General features: G+C 64.6%; 17 protein-coding genes. 6 read left to right on the forward strand and 11 right to left on the reverse strand.

All coding sequences use genetic code 11. The annotated features are described in order from the left end of the window. Nucleotides 1–10 precede the first annotated feature (10 nt). From G7044_RS08070 to G7044_RS08105, 8 genes are all read right to left on the reverse strand, one after another. Entirely contained in the window at nucleotides 11–820 is an 810-nt protein-coding gene (locus G7044_RS08070; protein WP_207630225.1) for a glycosyltransferase family protein, read from the reverse strand. After that, nucleotides 817–2,109: a glycosyltransferase family 4 protein gene (locus tag G7044_RS08075; protein WP_166327884.1), complete on the reverse strand. Its 1,293-nt coding sequence runs from the start codon at nucleotides 2,107–2,109 to the stop codon at nucleotides 817–819. The genes G7044_RS08070 and G7044_RS08075 overlap by 4 nt, the downstream gene beginning before the upstream one ends. Further along, nucleotides 2,106–4,157 (reverse strand): polysaccharide biosynthesis protein, encoded by a 2,052-nt coding sequence (locus G7044_RS08080; protein ID WP_166327885.1) that lies wholly within the window; start codon nucleotides 4,155–4,157, stop codon nucleotides 2,106–2,108. The genes G7044_RS08075 and G7044_RS08080 overlap by 4 nt, the downstream gene beginning before the upstream one ends. A gap of 368 nt (nucleotides 4,158–4,525) precedes the next feature. Then, entirely contained in the window at nucleotides 4,526–5,359 is an 834-nt protein-coding gene (locus G7044_RS08085) for a sulfotransferase family protein (protein ID WP_166327886.1), read from the reverse strand. A gap of 2 nt (nucleotides 5,360–5,361) precedes the next feature. Continuing rightward, nucleotides 5,362–6,585 carry a polysaccharide biosynthesis/export family protein gene (locus G7044_RS08090; protein WP_166327887.1) on the reverse strand — a complete coding sequence of 408 codons (1,224 nt, stop codon included), beginning with the start codon at nucleotides 6,583–6,585 and terminating at the stop codon, nucleotides 5,362–5,364. Next, on the reverse strand, nucleotides 6,582–7,967 hold the full coding sequence (locus tag G7044_RS08095; RefSeq protein ID WP_166327888.1) for a pectate lyase family protein: 1,386 nt from the start codon (nucleotides 7,965–7,967) through the stop codon (nucleotides 6,582–6,584). The genes G7044_RS08090 and G7044_RS08095 overlap by 4 nt, the downstream gene beginning before the upstream one ends. Continuing rightward, the gene (locus G7044_RS08100; RefSeq protein ID WP_166327889.1) at nucleotides 7,954–9,759 is read right to left on the reverse strand and encodes a GumC family protein; all 1,806 of its coding nucleotides are present in this window, start codon (nucleotides 9,757–9,759) and stop codon (nucleotides 7,954–7,956) included. Before G7044_RS08100 ends, G7044_RS08095 begins: the two co-directional genes overlap by 14 nt. A gap of 59 nt (nucleotides 9,760–9,818) precedes the next feature. Beyond that, nucleotides 9,819–10,988, reverse strand: a complete 1,170-nt coding sequence (locus G7044_RS08105) for a glycosyltransferase (RefSeq protein WP_166327890.1) — start codon at nucleotides 10,986–10,988, stop codon at nucleotides 9,819–9,821. Between the two features lie 199 nt (nucleotides 10,989–11,187). On the opposite strand from G7044_RS08105, the gene G7044_RS08110 reads away from it, so the two are divergent. From G7044_RS08110 to G7044_RS08130, 5 genes are read left to right on the forward strand one after another with little or no spacing between them, the layout of a single operon-like run. Further along, complete coding sequence (locus tag G7044_RS08110) at nucleotides 11,188–11,811, forward strand: sugar transferase (RefSeq protein WP_166327891.1); 624 nt, start codon at nucleotides 11,188–11,190, stop codon at nucleotides 11,809–11,811. After that, nucleotides 11,808–12,719, forward strand: coding sequence for a methionyl-tRNA formyltransferase (locus G7044_RS08115; protein WP_166327892.1), 912 nt, complete (start codon nucleotides 11,808–11,810; stop codon nucleotides 12,717–12,719). The genes G7044_RS08110 and G7044_RS08115 overlap by 4 nt, the downstream gene beginning before the upstream one ends. After that, nucleotides 12,716–13,402: a PIG-L deacetylase family protein gene (locus G7044_RS08120; RefSeq protein WP_166327893.1), complete on the forward strand. Its 687-nt coding sequence runs from the start codon at nucleotides 12,716–12,718 to the stop codon at nucleotides 13,400–13,402. Before G7044_RS08115 ends, G7044_RS08120 begins: the two co-directional genes overlap by 4 nt. Continuing rightward, entirely contained in the window at nucleotides 13,399–14,574 is a 1,176-nt protein-coding gene (locus tag G7044_RS08125) for a DegT/DnrJ/EryC1/StrS family aminotransferase (protein ID WP_207630226.1), read from the forward strand. The genes G7044_RS08120 and G7044_RS08125 overlap by 4 nt, the downstream gene beginning before the upstream one ends. Nucleotides 14,575–14,621: 47 nt before the next feature. After that, nucleotides 14,622–15,677 carry a response regulator gene (locus G7044_RS08130; RefSeq protein WP_166327894.1) on the forward strand — a complete coding sequence of 352 codons (1,056 nt, stop codon included), beginning with the start codon at nucleotides 14,622–14,624 and terminating at the stop codon, nucleotides 15,675–15,677. On the opposite strand, the gene G7044_RS08135 is transcribed toward G7044_RS08130, so the two are convergent. Further along, on the reverse strand, nucleotides 15,674–16,846 hold the full coding sequence (locus tag G7044_RS08135; protein WP_166327895.1) for a glycosyltransferase: 1,173 nt from the start codon (nucleotides 16,844–16,846) through the stop codon (nucleotides 15,674–15,676). The two genes, G7044_RS08130 and G7044_RS08135, sit on opposite strands and share 4 nt — an antisense overlap. A gap of 124 nt (nucleotides 16,847–16,970) precedes the next feature. On the opposite strand from G7044_RS08135, the gene G7044_RS08140 reads away from it, so the two are divergent. After that, nucleotides 16,971–18,230, forward strand: coding sequence for an O-antigen ligase family protein (locus G7044_RS08140; protein ID WP_166327896.1), 1,260 nt, complete (start codon nucleotides 16,971–16,973; stop codon nucleotides 18,228–18,230). Here G7044_RS08140 and G7044_RS08145 read toward each other — a convergent pair. Further along, nucleotides 18,221–19,126, reverse strand: a complete 906-nt coding sequence (locus tag G7044_RS08145) for a sulfotransferase family protein (RefSeq protein WP_166327897.1) — start codon at nucleotides 19,124–19,126, stop codon at nucleotides 18,221–18,223. The genes G7044_RS08140 and G7044_RS08145 overlap by 10 nt on opposite strands. A 113-nt stretch (nucleotides 19,127–19,239) precedes the next feature. Next, nucleotides 19,240–20,202 carry an ABC transporter substrate-binding protein gene (locus tag G7044_RS08150; RefSeq protein ID WP_166327898.1) on the reverse strand — a complete coding sequence of 321 codons (963 nt, stop codon included), beginning with the start codon at nucleotides 20,200–20,202 and terminating at the stop codon, nucleotides 19,240–19,242. Nucleotides 20,203–20,214 lie beyond the last annotated feature (12 nt).

A 20,214-nucleotide genomic window follows, 5' to 3' on the forward strand; every position in this document is an offset into this window, starting at 1 on the left:
CCGAACTTTCTTATTCCGCCGCGCGAGGTGGCGCCGCCGGCAGCCGCCGCGGTTCAAAGCGTAGCCAGGGCGGCGGCTCGGCGGTGCAATGCCGGGCCAGGCGCTTGCGGTCGCCGACCGTGTCCATGGGCTGCCAGTAGCCATGATGGCGATAGGCCATCAGTTCGCCGTCCTGGGCCAGCTGCGCCAGCGGGCCAGCCTCCAGCGGGATCTGCTCGTCGATGAGATAATCGAAGATCGCCGGTTCGAAGATCAGAAAGCCGCCATTGATCCAGGTGTCGCTGCGCCGCACGTCGCTGGTAAAGGCGGTAACGCGCGTGTCCAGCAGCTCCAGACTGCCGGCGCGGGCGGGCGGGCGGACGGCAACGATGGTGGCCAGCTTGCCGTGGCTGGTGTGGAAATCCAGCATCTCCTGCACATCCAGATTTGCCAGACTGTCGGCATAGGCGACCATGAAGGGCTCTGCCCCGATCCATTTGCGCAACAGGCACAGCCGGGCGCTGTTGCTGGTATAAAGCCCGGTATCAACCACGCTGACCGTCCAGCCGGCGCCATGGGTCGGGTGCAGGTCGATCTTGCCGGTGTCGATGGCGACGCGGACATCATTGGCCATCAGGTGATAATTGGCGAAGAACTGCTTGATCGCGACGGACTGGTGGCCGGCGGCAACGATGAAGTCGCTATAGCCGAAATGGCTGTACACATCCATCAGCCGGGTCATCAGGGGGCGGCCGCCAATGTCGACCATTGCCTTGGAAATGGTGCTGGTCTCTTCGGCGGGCATGCTGTCCAACCCGCCCGCGATCAGGATCGTTTTCATGAGATAGCCTCCTTTTCCGGGGCGGCGGCATGTGTCCAACCCGGATTTTCCGAACGCATGTCGGCATCCGCCGAGGTCGCCTGCGGCGGCTGATTGCCGCCCGGCTCCAGCCCCATTTCGGTCAACAGCATGCGGTTGACCAGGTGAACATCATTGTTGCGGCAAACCCGTGCGCGTGCCTGCTGGCCCATGCGGGCGGCAAGCGTCGGATCGTCCAGAAAGCGGCGCATCGCGGCCGCCAGTGCGACGGTATCGCCCATCGGTACCACGAAGCCGCCTTCGCCATCGCCAACGGTTTCGCCGCAGCCGGGGGCGTCGGTTGTGATGACGGGCCGCGCGCTTGCCATGGCTTCCAGTATGGTGCGCGGCACGCCCTCGCGCAGGCGGGTGGGCAGGACAAGGACATGGCTGTTCGCAAGAAAGGGGCGCACGTCGCGCGTGGCACCGTGCCAGATCACGTCGCCGGCGGCGTGCCATTGGCGCAGCGTGTCTTCACCGATGGCGTCGGGGTTGCTGTCGGTGGGGCCCAGAAGCTCGACCCGGAACTCGCGGCCCTCGAAGCGCAAGGCGCGGGTGGCGGTCAGCAGATCCTCCAGCCCCTTACTGCGCAGCATGCGGGCGATGAACAGAAACACCGGGGTGCCGGCCGGCATCGGCTGCGGCGCGAAGCGGTCGGTATCTGCACCCGATCCGGGGATGGCGACCATGCGCGCCTGTTCGGGGATCATGCGAAAGCGGCGCAGGTCGTGCAGTTCGGCCGCGTTATAATAGAAGCCCAGCCGGATATCCCGCAGCGCGTGCCGATGCAGGCCAATGGCGATGCGGCGAACCAGCCGGCGCTTGCCACGGGGATCCGGGTCCGAGAATGCATATCCAAGCCCGGTGAACAGCGGATAGCAGCGCTGATGCCCTTCCAGTCGCGCAGCCAGCGAGCCCCAGACGATCGGCTTCATCGTATAGGGCAGGATCACGTCGGGCCGCCGCGTGCGGATCAGGTGCCGCAACGCGCGCAGAGTCTTCAGATCCTCCGTCGGGTTGAGCCCGGTGCGGTTCATCGGCACCGCCACCGGCTCGATCCCGGCGTCGCGCAGCGCGGCTTCGGTTTCGGCGTCGAAATCGGGGGCGGCCGCAAGGACACGGTGGCCATTGGCCAGCATGCGACGCATCAGGTCCAGCCGGAAGTTCACAAGCGACCAAGCGAGGCCCGCGACGACCAGCACCGTCAGCCGCGATTGCCCCTGCGCAAGGCCGCCCGCACCGGACAGGCCAGAGCGGGCGGGGTGGGTCATGCGAAGGCCTTTCCCATCTTCGGTTCGGGCGCGGCGATCTCGACCGGTGCTGGTCGGATGGGCCGGCTGCTGCGGGTCGTCGGGAAGTTGCGCACCGCCCCTTCGCCCCTGTCACCGCCAAAGCCGGGAACCAGATCGGCCAGTCCGCGCCGCACCTGCAGCGCATCGCCCGCACGTGCCGCGCGTTCCAGTTGCAGGATCGTCGCCCGAAGCCGCGAGATGGGCACGGGATAGGGCACCGCGCAACTGACCCCGGCAAAGCCTGCCGGTTCCACGACCTCGTTGCGGTCGAACAGTTCCTCAAACAGTTTTTCGCCGGGGCGGATGCCGACGAATTCGATCATGATGTCCTTGCCCGGAACCTTGCCCGCCAGCGAGATCATGCGTTCGGCCAGATCGAGGATGCGGACCGGCTTGCCCATGTCCAGCACATAGATGCGGCCGTTGTCGTCGCGGGCGCGCAAGCCTTGTGCGGCAGCGACCAGCGTCAGCTCGACCGCCTCGCGGATGGTCATGAAATAGCGTTCCATGTCCGGGTGGGTGACGGTCAGCGGGCCGCCACGGGCAATTTGTTCCTGGAACAGCGGAATCAGCGACCCCGACGAGCCGAGGACATTGCCAAAGCGCACCGCGAAGAAGCGCGTATCACAGCCAAGATCGCGGGTGATCAGGTCCTGCGCCTGGCAGTAGAATTCGGCCACGCGCTTGGTCGCGCCCATCACATTGGTGGTGTTGACGGCCTTGTCGGTCGAGACCTGAACGAAGGCGCGCACACCAACCTCGCGGGCGGCATCGCAGACATTGCGGGTGCCGATCACATTGGTCAGCACGCCCTCGCAGGGATTGGCTTCGACCAGCGGGACGTGCTTCAGCGCAGCGGCGTTGAAGACCATATCGGGGCGGTGTTCCTCGAAGATGGCCTGCAAGTGGACGCGGTCGCGGATACAGCACAGATGCAGCTTGCGCGGCACTTGCGGGAAGTGGCGGGCCAGAAGGCGGTCAACCTGATAGGCGTTCAGCTCGCAATTCTCGATCAGCACGATCTCGGCGGGGTCCAGCGAGGCGAGCTGACGCACAAGCTCGCTGCCGATAGAGCCGCCGGCCCCGGTCACCAGCACCTTCTGGCCGCGATAGGTGTCGCGCAGCAGCTGCAGCTCGACCGTTTTCTGCGGACGGGTCAGAACGTCTTCGGGGTCGATGTTGGCGGGAATGGCCGGGGCGGCGCTGCCTTCGGCCAGGTTGGGAAGCGCGCGCACCTTGATGCCCTGCGCCTCGGCCCAACGCGACAGGGTGTCGATGCCATCGCGGTCGAAATGGGTCACGGTCTTGGTCAGCAGCAGCCTGCGCGGCAGCTGGCCGCCCGCCATCAGCCGGGCGATCACCGCCTGCGGATCGCGAACCGAACCCAGGATCGGGACGCTGTGAAACAGCAGATTCGCGCTGTCCAGTGAATCGTCGATGATCCCCATGACCCGGTATTTCGACTGACCCAGATGCGAGGCGCGAATGAACAGGTCGCTGGTTGCGTCCAGCCCGACCAGCACCACCGGCATACCGTCAGAAACCGTCCCCGCCACGGGGCGGTTGCGCATCAATTCCCGCGTGCGGGCTATGACGCGGATGCCGGCGAATTGCAGCAGCATGCAGATCAGCATGATCGGGAAGGTTGTCAGCGGCAACTGGTGCATCCAGCCCGTACCGCGCGCCAGCACAAGGACCACCGTCACGGACATGACGGCACCCGGAATCAACGTCAGCAAGCCCGGCATGGTCGAGGAATGCCGATGGCGGCGATAAAAACCGCATCCCAGTAGAATCGGCATTGTGACCAGAAGCGATAATGCCACGAAAGGCAGAATCACCGCGCGTTCGACGGCACTGAAATAGGAACCAGAGGCGAGGATGACCGAGACAACTGCCGCGATCACCACTGCCAGAGCATCGGCGGTGACCATTTTGCGATTTGCGCGCAATTCGGACTTGTTGAAGCGGAGCCTAGGAGTCGCGGCATTTCCACGCCGCAGAAGTTGCTGGATGTTCGTCTGCATACCACATACCCACTTCACTCGCGGAACGTGTGCGAGTGATCTGTTCAACTTAAATAATGTCTCCCCGCCCCTATCATGTCATGTCTATTGGGGTTGAACCCCGTCAATTCGAATGGGTTGGGAAAATACCACTTATGGGCGTTGATATGCCAACGCATACATCAAAGTGGCATATAGCCCCATTATCGCCGGATTAATTGGCGTAATGAACGGTTGTTTAATTACGCTTTGCGCAACCCAAGGAAGAATGAATGGAGAAAAACTCTCCGCGGCAAGATTATTGATGCAAGTTTATGCAGATTTCGATTGCGGCGTTCTTCGGCGCCGAATCGCTTATCAGACTAATCGGTGCGGAATATACTTGACTGCTACTGTCGGGGTTGTTGCCAGATGTCGAAATTCTCGCCCGAAAGTGCCGAAAGGCGTTCAACCTGCGGGGCGAAGAATGCCGAAAGCTGTGCTTTCAGCTTCGGGTCGAAAACCGGATAGCGGTGCTGTCGGGCGACCAGCCCACGCAACCCGGCGATCGGCGCGGTGTGGCGGATGGGGTCAAGCACCGGGCGCAGCGGTGCCAGAATGCGACGCAGCTGGCGCGGAACGGCGGTGGCTTTGGCGTCCTTGACCCGTTCTTGCAGAGGTGGGGCCAGATCGCCCTTCAACCCCAGGTGGCTGGCCAGTCGGGCAACCTGGCCCTGTGGATCGCGCAGAATGTCCTCATAGCGGAGCACCAGGATCTGCTCTGCCGGAAACAGTGCGTAAAAGCGGGCCAGATGTTCACCATAGCAGCCATCGCTTAGAAAGCGCCCGGCGGCGGCACGTTCGGGATCCAGATGGCGGGCGATGTCGGCATCAACTTCGCCCCGGCGCAGCAGCATGCAGTAATCGGAATAGGCGCGTGCCACCGGATCGCGCAGCTGGAAAACCAGACGCACATCCGGGACATGGGTTTGAATGCGGGCGGCGGCCTCGGGCTGGGTCAGGTAGCTGTTGGACTTTTCGCCCAGCAACACGCCTTCGGGGGCGGGGCCGAGTTCGTCCAGATAGGCCTCCAGCCCCTCATCATAGCGGCGAGAGAAGAAATGCGGCTCGTGATCGGGCATGCGGATCGACGGCGATTGTTGCAACGAGTTCTGCAGCCAGGTCGTCGCCGACTTCGCCGCGCCGGCAATGATGAAATCGGGCAGGCGGCGTTTGTCTGTCATTGTCATTCCGAGGCCTCCGTGACCGTGGGGGTGGCGATGTCCAGCGTGTCGCCGGGGGCAAGCACCGTGTCGGGTTGAACCTGCGTGCGGGTGCCGTCGCGGGTCAGCAGGAATTGCAGGTCCGCCTCGGACGGTGCTTCGCTGCTGCGCGTGCCCGAAGCGTCCATCATCGCGGTGAACTGCGCGCGGGCGCTGCGTTCGCGGATCTCGGCTGCGGAAATTTCGGATTCCAGCGCGGTCAGGCGCAGCAGCCGCTCGGCCACCGCGTCAGTGGTGATGGTGCTGCTGTCGCGCTGCGCCTGATTCAGTTGTTCGTCCAGCAGAAGCTGCGCGATTTCCAGATCAAGGCGTCTGGATTCCAGATCGCTTAGCGCTGTCGTCAGCGCGGTGACGCGGGCGTTCACGGTCAGCCCCCGCTCATTCAGGCTGGTGATGTCTTCCAGTTCCTTGCGCGTGTTGGCGATCTGCTGATCCCGCAGGGCGATCTGCTGCGCCAGCCGGTCAGAGCGCTGCTGCAGCACCGTCTGAAGGTCCTGATAGCTGTCCAGCCGCACTTGCCGGGCGTGACGTTCGGCGGCTTGCAGGCGGGTTTGCACATCGGCATCCGGTCCCGATGGGTCAGGCGCGACATCGCCAAGGCTCAGCGCCTCCAGTTCGGCGCGGATGCGTTCTTCCTCGGCGCGCAGCGATTGCAGGCGGTCGGCGGCCTCGGTCGCCTCGCCGGACAGCATGATGCCGCGCACGATGTCAGCACTTTGGGGGGCGCGGAAGATCCCGCCCGCCAGCGCCAGCGCCTGCCGCGCGGTCAGGCCGGGGTGGAACGGGACCGCGCCGCGTGCCTCCACCGCCCCCAGCACGAAAACAGGAAGGCTTGCGGCAAGTTCGATCGACAGTTGCGGCGGTTCATCCAGACCGGCGCGACCCCGCAGCAGGTCCGAAATGGCATCGGCCAGTTCTTCCTGGGTCAGCCCCTTGGCAGACAGCACGCCCGCCAGCGGCAGGTGAAGGTTGCCTTCGGGGCTGATGGTGTATTCGCCTGACAGCCCCTCCCATCCGGTCATGCTGTTCTGGCGGAAATCCCAGGTCATCACCCGGATCAGCAGCCGGTCCTGCGCATGCAGGCGATAGGGTTCTTGCGCCGGGGCCATGCTGGCAAGCGCCAGCCAGCAGCCTACAGCCAGTGCGCAGACCTGGGCGATATGACCCCCGCGCCGCCGGGCCGTCATGCGTCCCCCGCCAGCTGCGCGAGCCAGGTTTCCACCGCAGCCATCCCCTGACTGTCGGGCTGCCATGGATCATCCGGGCGGGTCGGGTCCAGCCCGGGCCGCCCCGCCTCCCATTCGTCCGGCAGCAGGTCGCCGTCGGTATCAACGGGCGGCTCAACCGGGTCGAGTTTGGGCCAGCCGCCAGCGTCGCGTGCGCGGTCGATCACCTGACCCTTGCAGTCGTCCAGCTCGGCCAGCACCTTGCGGTCCAACCGGTCGCGATGGCCGCCGCCCGGCAACACGTCGCCGACGCGTGGCCGCAGCAGCGGCATCAGTTCAGTCGCCGCCAGCGGGGTCATCGTCAGCGACATCGGCGCCGAGGCTTCCAGCTGCGCGGCCTCAGGATCCAGAATGGCCAGCACTTCCTTGCCTGCGCAGTCGCGTGCCAGATTATCCTGCGCCCAGATGCTCAGGTCATTGCCCTCGGTCCAGTCGTAAGCCTGGACCGAGGCGTCGACCTTTTCGACCGTCGATGGCCCGGTCAGCGCCACATTGCCGACATACGCGATCCGGGTGTCGCCCAGCAGATCGTAGAACTCGCCGAACTGGCTGATCGGGTTGTAGAAGATGTTGTTGATGACTTCGACCGGCAGGCCAGCGGTGGCCTTGATGTCCGGGTTACGGTCGCGGTGATGGGCGAAATAGTTGCGCAGCAGGCTGACGCGGCCGCATTCATTGCCGGTCCCGTCGCCCGAACAGATCAACGCCCCCTTTGAGTGCCGTCCCTTCGGGTGGTTGGCGCGGTCCAGGCTGTAGGCCAGGATGCTGTCGGTCAGCGTGATATCGACCGCCCGCCCGCCCGCGACGTGAATGTTGAAGGTCTCGTCCGTGGCGAACATCAATGACAGGTTGCCGAAATACAGGTTCGAGGCGTTCTCGACCGTCAGGGCGTCGATATTCGGGGTCTCCACCTCGCCGCCGCCGGGACGCAGCTTGAGGAAACGGACCACGACATCATGGGCGTCCTTGACGATCAGCGGGCCATGCGTGGCGTTGTTCATGCGCAGCTGGATGCCCTTGCCGGGCGCGGTCTGTCCGGCGATGTACAGGTTCGATTGCGCCATCAGCGGGGCGTCCAGACGGATCGTGCCCGACACGCGGAAGATGCACAGGCGCGGGCCCTCGGCCTCGACGCAGGCGCGCAGGCTGCCGGGGCCGGCATCGTCCAGATTGGTGACCGCGATCAGTGCGCCCCCGCGCCAGCCGGTCGCGCCTGCCCCGTAACCGATGGCACCCGGAAAGGCCTGATCCTGACTGGATTGGGGTGCGGCCGGGCTGACTGCGCCGGCGGCCAGCACCATCAGCGCCAGCAGCCCGGCACGACCGGGATCAGTAATACCCATAGCTGCCCCCCAGGTTCATCTGGCGGTAGCGGCGGGGTTGGATATCGTTGATGACGGTGCCGGACAGATGGATGCCGCTATCTTCCAGCCGCTCGACGCAGTTCTGCAAGGCGCGCTCGGGCGTCTTGCCGGACCGCACCACGATCAGCGTTTTATCCGCCAGCGCGCCCACGCGCGCAGCGTCCGACACGCCCAGCACCGGCGGGGTGTCGATGACGATAAGGTCGTATGTTGCAGTCAGCTGGGGCAGCACATTGTCGGCGAAATCGTCGATGGCGCGGGGCGTCAGGCGGCTGTCACGGTCGATGCGCAACACGTCGAAATTGTTGTAGTCGGGCACCGGCGTCGTCGCCTCGGCCACGGGCAGGCTGCCATCGTTCAGCTTTATCAGCGAGTTGCTTTTCATCTTCTCGTCGATCATCCGGCTGGCACCGGCGCGATGGGGGTCAAAGTCCAGCAGCAATACGCGCATCCCGTCAAGCGCCGCGACCGAGGCCAGCGAGGTTGCCACCGTCGATTTTCCCTCATGCGGCAGGGCCGAGGTCACCATGGCCACCCTGTGTCCTTTGTCGCGCGCGCCCTGGCTGGACCAGATCGTCACCAGCGCGCGGATGGCCTCGGAATATTCGGAGCGGGGAAAGCGGCGCAGCGTCCAGGCGGGCGCGTGGCGCCGCCCCAGCACACCACGGCCCTTGATGCGGGGCAGGTTGCCAAGGTTGGGCAGCTGGCTGACATGCGTGGCCTGCGCGCCGGTCCAGATCTGCCGGTTCACGCTGCTGCGCAGCAGCGCAAGGATGAAGCCCAGCATCAGCCCGGCCGGCAGCGCCAGCGCCAGCGTGGTCGGGATATTGGGCCAAGAGGGCTCGTACGGCACTTCGGCCACGGTGACCTGACGGGCGTCGGGCTGGATCTGGTCGCGCTGTGGTTCCAGCTGGTTCAAACGCTCGACCATGGTCTGATAGCGCGTGCTCATCAGGTCGACGCTGCGTTCCATCCGGCTCAGCTGCATTTCGTTGCGGGTGCGCGCGGCCAGCTGGTCCTCGACCGCCTCAAGGTTTTCCTCCAGCCGGGCGCGTTCGGCGGGGTCGTTCTGATTGCGGCCGTCCATCACCGCCAGAACCGAGGTCATGTGGCTGCGTTCGCGGCGCAGGCGTTCGGGCAGTTCGGTGTCGTCCAGCACATTCTCGCGGATGAAATCCGCCATCTGCATCTGTTCCAGGGTCAACTGCTCGCCGGTGGTCTCGATCTGGCGGCGCAGGTATCCGATGGATTTTTCCAGATCGGTGACCTGCTGGGCCGCCGAAAGCGAGATGAAGCTGTTCACCACCCCATTGGCGATATCGGCAGCCAGCTGGGGCTGCTCTGCCTCGGCCATGATCGAAATCACCAGGCTTTCGCCGGTGCGTTGCAGGCTGTAGGACCCCAGCACCTTGTCGACCACCGCCCGCGCCCGTTCAATGCTGTCCAACGGTGGGCCGTCTTCGGTCAGCGGCATGAATTCGGTATTGCCGTAAAGGTTCAGCGACTCGGCGACTTCCTCGGCGAAGTTGCGTGAGCGCAGGCGGTCCAGTTCCGTCTCGACCCTGGCGCGGGTCAGGTCATAGACCTCCATCTGGGTGTCGACCTGACTGATGCGGACCTCGGAATTGGTCAGCGCCATGGCCGCTTCGCCTGTGTAGACGGGCGTTTCGCGGGACAAGTACCAAGCCGTCCCGGCCATGACCGCCGCCACCACCAACAGGATCAGCCACACATTCTGGCGCAGAAGCTGAATAAGCTCCCCACTATCCATCCGCTCTATCCGTGCGGGGACCGGTTTGGCGGGTTGGCGAGTGCGACGAATAGGATCGTTCATGCAGCCTCCGCAGGGATGTTGGATGCGCGGGCGGACCAAGCCTGCCGGTAAAGCGCATCGTGGCGGGTAATGTAATCGGGCAGCGACAGCTGTTGGATGATGCGCGCCCGGCAGGCGGCGGACAGTGCGGCGCGGCGATCGGCGGGCAGCGCCAGAAGGTCGGACAGCGCACGCGCCATCAGGTCGGGTCGGCGTGGCGGCACCGCGGCACCGCAATCGCCGACCAGCCAGCGACAATCGCCGACATCGGTAACCACGGCGGGGACACCTGCGGCCATCGCCTCGGCTACCGCCAGCGGCAGCGCCTCGCCCCAGGCCGAGGACAGCAGATAGGCGTCCAGCCCCGGCACCAGCGCGGCGATGTCGTCGCGTGCCGGCAGCGTGGTCAGCCGGTCGGAAATTCCCAGACGCGCCGCTTCGGCCTCGGCCGGGCCGCCGGGCTGGCCGTTGCCGATCAGCAGCCCCTGCACATCCAGCCCCTGATCGACCAGCTGCGCCAGCGCCTGCACGAAGGCCGGGTGGTCCTTCATCGGATGGGCGCGGGCAAAACTGCCGATGACCCGTCGTCCCTCGGGGATGCCGGTGGCGGCAGCCAGCCGCGCGCGCGCCGTGGGATCGGGCCGGAATTCCTGCGTGTCAATCGCGTTGGGCACGAACTGGGCCCGCGCCGGGGGCAGCCCAAATGCCGCATGCTGCTGCGCCGATTGCTGGGCGCAATAGGTGATCGTATCGGCGCGTTCTGCCATGAACCGCAGTCCACGCAGCACGGCGCGGGTGGTCATTTTTTCGCGTGCCGGATCCGCCAGCGAATGATGGATAGCCCAGATCAGCCCGATATCGGGCCGCCGCCCGAGGCGCAGCGCCAGCGTCGCGACGAGGCTGCCGTGATACATCCAGCCGTGGATCACCTGCGGATCTCGCTGACGGATGACCGTCTGCAGCCGCCGAATCGCGGCAGGAATCTGCCGAGCCGATGCGGCGCCCAGATCGCCGACCTCGACCCCGCCATCGCGAATCATCGCCGCCACGGGCCCGCAAGGCATCATCGACACCACGCTGTGCCGGTCACGCGCCGGCCCCAGCGCGCGCAGATAGCGCAGCAGCATGATTTCGGCGCCACCGATTGCTGTTCCGGTAATGACATGGAGGATTCGTGGCTGGGCCATTTGTAATAGTCAGCAGTTCAAAAGAGATCATGGGAAGGCTAGTGTAGAATCTGTTCCAAAGAAATGAAAACTTGAAAAAATAAACTTGCTGCCGCAGAATCGAATTGCAAGATTCGGGTTTATCTATTGGCGCTTCGGCGTGACCCAAGTTTATGGGATGTATTGTTTTTTGTCGATTTTCAGTTGGTAGGCTTGGGTCGTGAAACGTTACCAGGAACTTTTTCTTGTCATCATTCTGTTTTTATTGTCTGTCCCAATTCAACTTATCGTTGCATTAATTCTGCGCCTGCAACTCGGGGCGCCAGTAATGTTTCGTCAAGTTCGGGCCGGAAAGAACGGTAGTAATATCGTTGTGCCTAAATATCGGACAATGACCGACGCGCGCGATGCCAGCGGCCAGTTACTGCCGGATGCCCTGCGCCAAACCCGGCTGACCCGTTTGATCCGGCGATTGCGCTTTGATGAACTGCCGCAGCTTTGGCTGGTCCTGCGGGGTCAGATGGCGCTGGTGGGGCCGCGCCCGCTGCTGCCGGTGACGGTCGCGGATTTCGGGGCGTTGGGAGAGTTGCGTAACTCCGTCGCGCCGGGGGTGACGGGATGGGCACAGGTGAATGGAAACACCCGCCTGTCCAATACCGAGAAACTGGCCCTCGATCTTTGGTATGTCGGCCATCGCAGCCCCGGCCTCGACCTGCGGGTGATGGCGGAAACCGTGCTTGTCCCCCTGCGCGGCGAGATCCGCGACCCCGACCGCCTGCGTGATGCGACTGAATGGGTAAGGGCGCGTTTCGGCGGGGTGCTGGAACAGGCGGGTGCGGCATGAGGACGGCTTTCATCGGTGCTGTCGAAGGCTCTGCCGTTGCGCTGTTGTCGCTGTGCGATGATGGGCAGGAACCTGATCTGGTGGTGACCCTGCCGCTGGAAAAGGCGGGTTCGCATTCGGATTTCGCCGATCTGGGTCCGATCGCGCAGGCCCATGGGATCGCGCTTCACCGTACGGCGCGCAGCGACGATGCCGGCCTGATGCAGACCCTGACGGAATTGCGGCCCGATCTGATCATGATCATCGGCTGGTCGCAGCTTGTGGGTGCTGAGATGATGGCCCTGCCGCGGCTGGGTGTGCTGGGCTTTCACCCCGCGCCCTTGCCGCGGATGCGGGGACGCGCGGTGATTCCGTGGCAGATCCTGACCGGCCAGCGACAGGGCGGGGCGACGCTGTTCTGGATCGGCGAGGGGGTCGATGACGGCCCCATCGCCGCGCAGGCGCTGTTTGATATCGACCCCGAAACCATCACCGCCCGCCAGCTTTACGACCGGTCGGTTTCGGAAATGGCGACGATGCTGCCACCGCTGTTGCGCCGCATCGCCACGGGCGACGTCCCGGCCACCCAGCAGGACCACGCCCAGGCCAGCCTCTGTGCGCGCCGCCGCCCCGAGGACGGCCGCATCGACTGGACCCGCCCCGCCGCGGAAATTGAGCGGCTAATTCGCGCCGTCGGTCCCCCCTATCCCGGCGCGACCACCACGACGATGCAGGGTGATGACATCACCATCACCCGCGCGAGGCTGCACCCCCGCGGCGACTATTTCGTCGGGATGCCGGGCCAGGTGCAGGAAATCAGCGACGACTTTGTCACCGTCATGTGCGGTGACGGGCAATGTCTGGATCTGCTGGCCTGGCAGGGCGAGGGCACGCTGGGGCGGCATTCCACTTTGGGGAGGGGTCTATGACCGGGCTGATTGCAAATGATGGCCCGGTGCTGGTCATTGCCCCCCATCCCGATGATGAGGTGCTGGGCGTTGGCGGCACCATGGCGCGGCTGTCGGATGCCGGCGCGCAGGTGCATGTGGCCATTGTTACCACCGGCCGCGCACCTCGCTTTGACGCCGCTCAGGTTGCTGCCGTCCGGGCCGAGGCCGCCGCAGCCCATGCTTTGCTGGGCGTGGCGGAAACGCATTACCTTGATTGTCCGGCGGCCGAGCTGGGCGAATATGCCCATGCCGACCTGAACCGGGCGATTTCGCAGGTCGTCAGCCTGGTCCAGCCGTGCACCTTGTTCGTGCCCCATCCGGGCGATATCCATCTGGATCATCAGCTCAGCTTCCTGTCGGCACTGGTGGCCTCGCGCCCGTATCAGCAGGAATATCCGGCCCGGATCTTCGCCTATGAAACGCTGTCGGAGACCAACTGGAATGCGCCCTATCTGACGCCGGGCTTCCTGCCCAATCTGTTCGTCGACATCTCGGACACGCTTCAGCGCAAGCTCGATGCCTTTGCCCAGTTCGAAAGCCAGCAGAAGCCGGCGCCGCATGAACGCTCGGTCGCGGCGTTGACGGCGCTGGCGACGCTGCGCGGCGCCACCGTGCATCGCCACGCGGCCGAGGCCTTTATCACTGTCAGGATGGTGGAATGATGCAGCGCCCGCAGACATGGCCGGTCTTTGACGATGAACAGATCGCGGCAGTGACTGAGGTGCTGCGCTCGGGCAAGGTCAATGCCTGGACCGGCCCCGACGTGCGCGCGTTCGAGGATGAGTTCGCCGCCCATAACCGCAGCGCCCATGCGATCGCGATGGCCAATGGCTCGGTCACGTTGGATGCGGCGCTGCGGGCGCTGGATCTGCAACCGGGGGACGAGGTGATCGTCAGCCCGCGCAGCTTCGTCGTTTCGGCCAGTTGCGTGTTGCTGGCGGGCGGGCGGCCGGTCTTTGCGGAAATCGACCGTGACAGCGGCAATATCACCCCCGAAACCATCGCCGAACAGATCACCCCGCGCACCCGCGGCATCATCCCCGTCCATCTTGGCGGCTGGCCCTGCGACATGCCCGCCATCATGGAGCTGGCCGGCCAGCATGGGCTGTGGGTGATCGAGGATTGCGCCCAGTCCCATGGCGCGCAGATCGGCGACCGACCACTGGGCGGGTTCGGGACGCTGGGCTCCTATTCCTTCTGTCAGGACAAGATCATGTCCACCGGCGGCGAAGGCGGACTGATCGTGACCGATGACGAAGCGCTTTACGACCGGATCTGGAGCTTCAAGGACCACGGCAAGGATCGCGCATTGGTCTTTGCACCGAACCCTGCGCCGGGCTTTCGCTGGCTGCATGCCGCAGGCCCCGGCACCAACCTGCGCATGACCGGCCCATCCGCTGCCATCGGCCGGGTACAGCTGCGCCGGCTGCCGGAATGGCAAGCGATCCGTGCCGCCAATGCCGGGCGGCTTGCAGCGGCGCTTGCGGCGTCGGACGTGCTGCGTATCCCGCAGCCACAGCCGGGCATGACCCATGCGTGGTATCGCTTCTATGCCTATGTGCGGCCTGATCGGCTGGCCCCGGGCTGGGATCGCGACCGCATTCTGGCCGCAGTGAATGCGCGCGGGCTGCCGGTATTTTCGGGCAGCTGTTCGGAAATCTATCTTGAACAGGTCTTCGCCGCCCCCGGTAACCACCCGAAGGCGCCTTTGCCCATCGCCCGAGAGCTGGGCCAGACCAGTCTGGCCTTTCTTGTCGATCCGACCTGGACCGAGGCCGAACTGGACGCGGTTTCCACCGGTCTGCTGGAGGTATTGTCCGATGCGCAGGGCTGACCTTCACATCGTTCCGTACCGCCACCCGGTCCGAAAGGAGGGGGGCGATGGATAGTCTGCACCCCGTCCGGCGTCGGCGGATCATGGTCTGCACCGCCGACCCGGAACTGCAAAAGCGGGTCGGCGCGGGCCTTGCGCAGCATGGTTTCAGCGTCGCTGCAGCTCAAGATCACGCTTTCGCGCTGAACATGCTGCACGACCGCACCCCCGACGCGATGCTGTGTGATCAGACGCTGCCCGGCCATGACGGCATGGCCCTGTTGCAGCAGATCCGCCGCGAGCGGCATGACCTGGCCGATATGCCGATCATCGTGATATCGGAATTCGGCGCGCGCGCCGATATCGTCGCGGGCAAGTTGGCCGGGGCCGATGACTATCTGGCCAAACCGGTGGATATCGACCTGCTGGTCGCATCGCTGGAAACGCAGCTAAGGGTAACTAGTCGCGTTCGCGAGGCCGCCATTGCCCGGCATGAGGCCGGGCACGGCTCGCCCCGGCTAGAGGCGCTTCAGGCGCTGTTGGACCGGTTATCCTTCGGCATCGAACTGTTCGATTCTTCTGCCCAGTCGATTTTTGCCAACCGGCTGGCCCGCAACCTGTCGCGCACCAATTCCGAGGCGATACGCGCCTGGATCCTGCGCCATACCGTCCCTGGTGGCCGGGGGGCAGGCCGATTTGAGCGGATGCGGCCGGGGGTGCTGGACTTTCGCATGGTCCCGACCGGCGTGTCGCGCAGCAATGCAGCCCAACATCTGTTCGTGGTCACTCTGGCGCTGACCGATCCTGACGATGCCGATCCGATCTTTGCCGCCGCGATCTTTCCATCGGCCCATGGCGGTGCATTGGGTGGCCGGTTGGTCGCCGATGCCATCGGGCTGACCCCGACCGAAACAAAGCTGGCTGGCCTGCTGGCCGAGGGGCTGCGGCTGGACCAGATCGGCGAGCTGATGGGCATCGCCAAGCCAACGGTGAATTACCACCTGCGCAACATCTATCAGAAAAGCGGCGCCTCGCGGCAATCGGACGTCATCAACCTGCTGCGCGCCGTTCATCTGGCCGAACTGCCGGGGAATGGTCAGTCAGAGCCGCCGGCCGGTGGCTAGCGCTGCGGCGGTGCCAGCCGGTCATAGATCTCGGAGATCTGGCGGATATGGGTTTCCCGCCCATATTTCGCGGTGACATCCGAATGGGCGGCGCGGGCGATGCGGTCATACAGGGCGGGGTCGTCGATCAGCCGTTGCAACGGTGCGACAAAGGCCTGCGGGTTTTCGGGTTCGACCAGAAAACCGGTTTCGGCTTCGGTGATGGCCTCGGGGTTGCCGCCATGGGCGGTCGCGATGACCGGCGTGCCCAGATACATCGATTCGATCAGCGTGCGCCCGAAAGGTTCGTGCAGCGCCGTGACCAGATTGACATCGACCCCGGCCATGTAAGGGGCCAGTGGGCTGCGAAAGCCCATCAGGTGGATGTTGCCCGACACCCCCGACGCCGCTGCCCGTTCTTCGCAGCGGCGGTTCAGCGATGAATGGGTCTCGACCTCGCCGCCGAACAGCAGCCCATGGACCGGGCGGTCAGGCAGGACGCGGGCGATTTCGGCCACCGCCTCGACGAAGCGGGTGGGTTTCTTGCGTTCGGTCAGGGTGCCGAACCAACCCAGCAACAGGCTGTCTTCGGGCAGGTTCAGCTCGGCCAGAAGGGCCTTGCGGGCGGCGGCCTTGTCGGGAATGGCGGCGCTGAAATCAAAGGGGCTGCGCACCACGGTAAAGCGGTCATCGACGCTGCGGATGGGTGCGGCGGGCCGCGCGAAATGGGAAACGCTGACGATCTGGTCGGACAGGATCGGCGCCAGCTTGTTTACGCCGAGGGCGCGCGGGTCCTGCCGGTGGTGCCAAAGGTGTTTGCGTCCGGCAAGGCGGGTGGGCAGCACCCAATTGGTGTGAATGCGCCCCTCGTTGGTATGGACGATCTGCGGGTCAAGCCGCCGGATTTCAGCCATCAACCGGCGCAGGTTCGCCAGCGCATAGCGCGCAAGCCCGATGTCGCCTTTGCGAGGGCTGTTGCGGCTGCGCAGCAAGGGCAGGTTTTCGGCCACCTCGAAGTCCAGTCCCAGATCGCCGGCATATTCGCCGACCCGTCCGGCGTGCTGGTGCAGCAGGATCATTGGCGTGAAACGGTCGCGGTCCAGTCCCGCGATCAGATCCAGCGCCGAGACATGGCTGCCGCCAAGCCCCGTATTGCCCGCAAAAGGAAACAGGATGCGCGTGGGGGCCATATGCATTTCCTTCTGGCGAGCACAGCCTGACCCTAACATGCCCTGCGGCCCCGACAACCGCCTTGCGATATGGACAGGCGCGCAGCATAATTGCCGGGATATCTTCAAGAACGGGTTCGACGACGTGAGCGATTTTGCGTTTGCGCCCGAATTGACGGGTGCCCCGGCGGCGCCACGGCAATCCTTCTGGCGCGCCGATGTGGTCCTGATGGCGGCGGCGGTCTTTCTGTCGCCGATCAACTATCTGCGCGCCGATTTCGCCTATATCACGCTGAGTGACGTGTTTCTGATGATGTCGCTGGTGGTCATGTATGCGCAGGGGCGGGTGCCGCTGGCACCGTTCGGGCAGGTTTCGATGGCGTGGTATTGCAGCGTCTTCCTGCTGGCCTTTGGGTTGCTGGTAAGCTCGGCCATCCGTGGGGATCTGGTCGCGGGGCTGACGGTGGTGGGGCAGTATTGTTTTTCACTGCTGGTGGTGCCGCTGCTGTTGCTGCAACGGTCTCGCGCCGAGGTTCTGTTTCTTATCAAGGTCTTCGTCGCCGCGATGGTCTTCGTCATGCTGCACGGCTCTTGGTATATGGAGTTTGCGCCCAAGGATTTCCGGTTCGTGACGCCAAGCGGTCGAATGTCCACGCTGGTCGAACGTGAAAATGCTGCCGCCGCGCTGGCGGCCATAGCCATTACTTTCAGCCTGTGGCTGTATTTTACTCGTGAAATCCGCCTTTTGATGCTGGTCGTGCTGACTGTGCCGCTGGCCTATGGTCTGTTGCAGACCGGATCGAATACAGGCTTCTTCCTGACGGTGATCGGGGCGGTGTGTCTGGCTTTGTTCAGCGGTGCATTGCGGTTGCTGCTGGGCATGGCGATGACAGCGGGACTGCTGGTTTTCGTGACCATTCTCTGGGGCGAATATTTCCTGCCCGACATCTTTGTCGAGCGGGTGATGGGCGCGTTGGAGACCGGCAACATGGACGAGGCCGGCACTTTTTCAGACCGCATGTATCTGATCCACGAGGCTTACGGTGTCACCCGCCGCACAATCTGGATCGGGTTGGGCGCGGACCAGTACCGCACCATCAGCGCGCATGGTGCGCCAGTCCATAACACCTATCTGCTGCTGCTGGCCGAGGGTGGCATCGTCAGCCTGCTGGGGCATTTCGGCCTTATGGCGACCGGGCTGATGATCGGCCTGCCGATGATGCTGGCGCGCCAGACGCGTTGGTATGGGGTGCTGACCATCACCATCATCATCATGCTGGCGCTGGTGCAGAACGGCCTTGCGCATTTCTATGCCCGCTTCTGGGCGGTGCCGTGGTTTCTGGCGCTGGCGATCAGCCTTGCGCCCGCGGATGACACGGAAGACGAGGCCTTGCCTCAGTCATAACCATAACGCCGCATTCGTCCGCCGCTGATCCGTTCGACCTGCGCCCGCGCGGCGGGGGCCATGCGATCCTGCCAATTCAGATCGGGCCTCAGCGCCATTGGCCCCGACATGCGGATGCGGCTGCCGGCAACCTGATGGCTGGCAGCGATCTGGGCGCCCTCGGCGATCGCTTCGGCGATGGTGCCAAGCTGCTGCCCAACCGCGATGCCCACGTTGTTCAGCACCGCTTCTGGCTGCGAGACGAGATCTTCATAGCGTAGCCGCAGGCCGTGACCGTCGGGCAGGCGCCGCATCAGCGCATCGGCCCCGGCATTGACATAGTTCCAGCGCAGCGCCGTGCGCCATGCGGGATGAGCGCGGATCCGCTTTTGCACGCCGGCTTCGGTGTCGATCTTCATCGGCTTCGACATCGAATAAGCCACCGCGCGCGGGTCGCGCACCAGATGGAGGACGCGGAAATCCACCCCCGCCGCCTGTGCCGCTGCCGCCAGCGCCAGCCCCCGGCCCGGCGATTTCGAGCTGTCCAGCAGCACCGGCCGCCCCGCATGGGCGGCGGTGATGCGTAGCAAAGCCAGCGTTTCTTCGCCGTAACGCCGGGCAGTCGCCCCGCCAAGGCTGCGCGCGGGGGCGAATACCGGCTCGATCTTCTGTTGCAGCTTTGCATGGGCCGCAGGGTCGACGCTGCTGGCCAGCCACTCGGCCATGATGCCCGACCACAGCGGGCAGGCGCGGACGCGGGCGTGGCAGGCGCAGAATTCGTCATTCGGCCAGACATGGCGGCAGATCGTCGACATCTCTCCGGCGCCGAAGATGCGGGGATCGCTGCCCAGCATCATGTCCAGCAGGGTCGAGCCGCTGCGCCCGTAACCTGCCACGTAGATGATCTTTTCCAGCATATCTGCCCCGTTCTGACTGCCTCGCCAGCATGGGCCGAAGCGGACCGGGCGGCAAATGAAAACGCCGGGCAATCGCTTGCCCGGCGTGGTCGCCTGTCATCCGAAGGCCCGGATCAGAACGGGCTGTCGGGGAAGTAATACTGTTCCGCGTTCTCAGGCGTGATCAGCTGGCTGCTGATGATGTAACGCCCGGTCATCGGCGCGCTTGAAACGAAGTTAAGCGCCGTCATCTCGATCGCGGAGGAGATCAGCGCCGGCGGATAGGTCACGTTCACCGGCAGCTGCGGATCCTTGTCCATGATGCGCTTGATGATGTCCTTCATGCCAGCACCGCCGACGACGACCATCTGATCCTCGCGGCCGGCCTGGGCGATGGCTTCCAGAACGCCGATGGCCATGTCGTCATCGGCCGCCCAGACGGCGTCGATTTCCGGGTATTTCGCCAGATAATCCTGCATCACGTTGAACGCGTCGTCGCGGTTCCAGTTGCCGTGCTGCATATCAAGGATTTCCTTGTCGGAACCTTCAAGCGCGGCCTGGAATGCCTCGACCCGTTCATTGTCCAGCGTGGTCGGGATGCCGCGCAGAACGACGATCTTCGCGTCCGCGTCCAGATTGTCGCGGAAATATTCGCCTGCGACGCGGCCAAAGGCAGCGTTGTCACCGGCGACATACAGGTCCTCGATCCCTTCTTCGGCAAGACCCCGGTCAACGACGGTGACGAATTTGCCAGCTTCCTTGACCTGCTTGACGGGGTCGGTCAGCGGATCGGATTCGAAGGGCAGGACCACCAGCCCGTCGATGTCGCGGGTGGCCAGCATGTCCTCGATATCGGACACCTGCTTGCCGACATCGGGCGCGGTGGCCAGCACGAATTCGATATTCGGATAGGCCTCGCCCAGGCGAGCGATGGTGTCCTGCGCGTGCCAGTTCAGACCGCCCATGAAGCCATGCGTGGCCGAAGGGATGGACACCCCGATCACGACCTGCTCGGCGTCCTGCGCGAAAGCACCTGCGGTCATCAGCGACAGTGCCGCCGCCGCCACCGGCATCTTCAACATGTTACGACGTTTCATTACTTTACCTCC

The sequence above is a fragment of the Paracoccus xiamenensis genome, from assembly GCF_011308835.1.
In the GTDB taxonomy this organism is placed as follows: Bacteria; Pseudomonadota; Alphaproteobacteria; order Rhodobacterales; family Rhodobacteraceae; genus Paracoccus; species Paracoccus xiamenensis.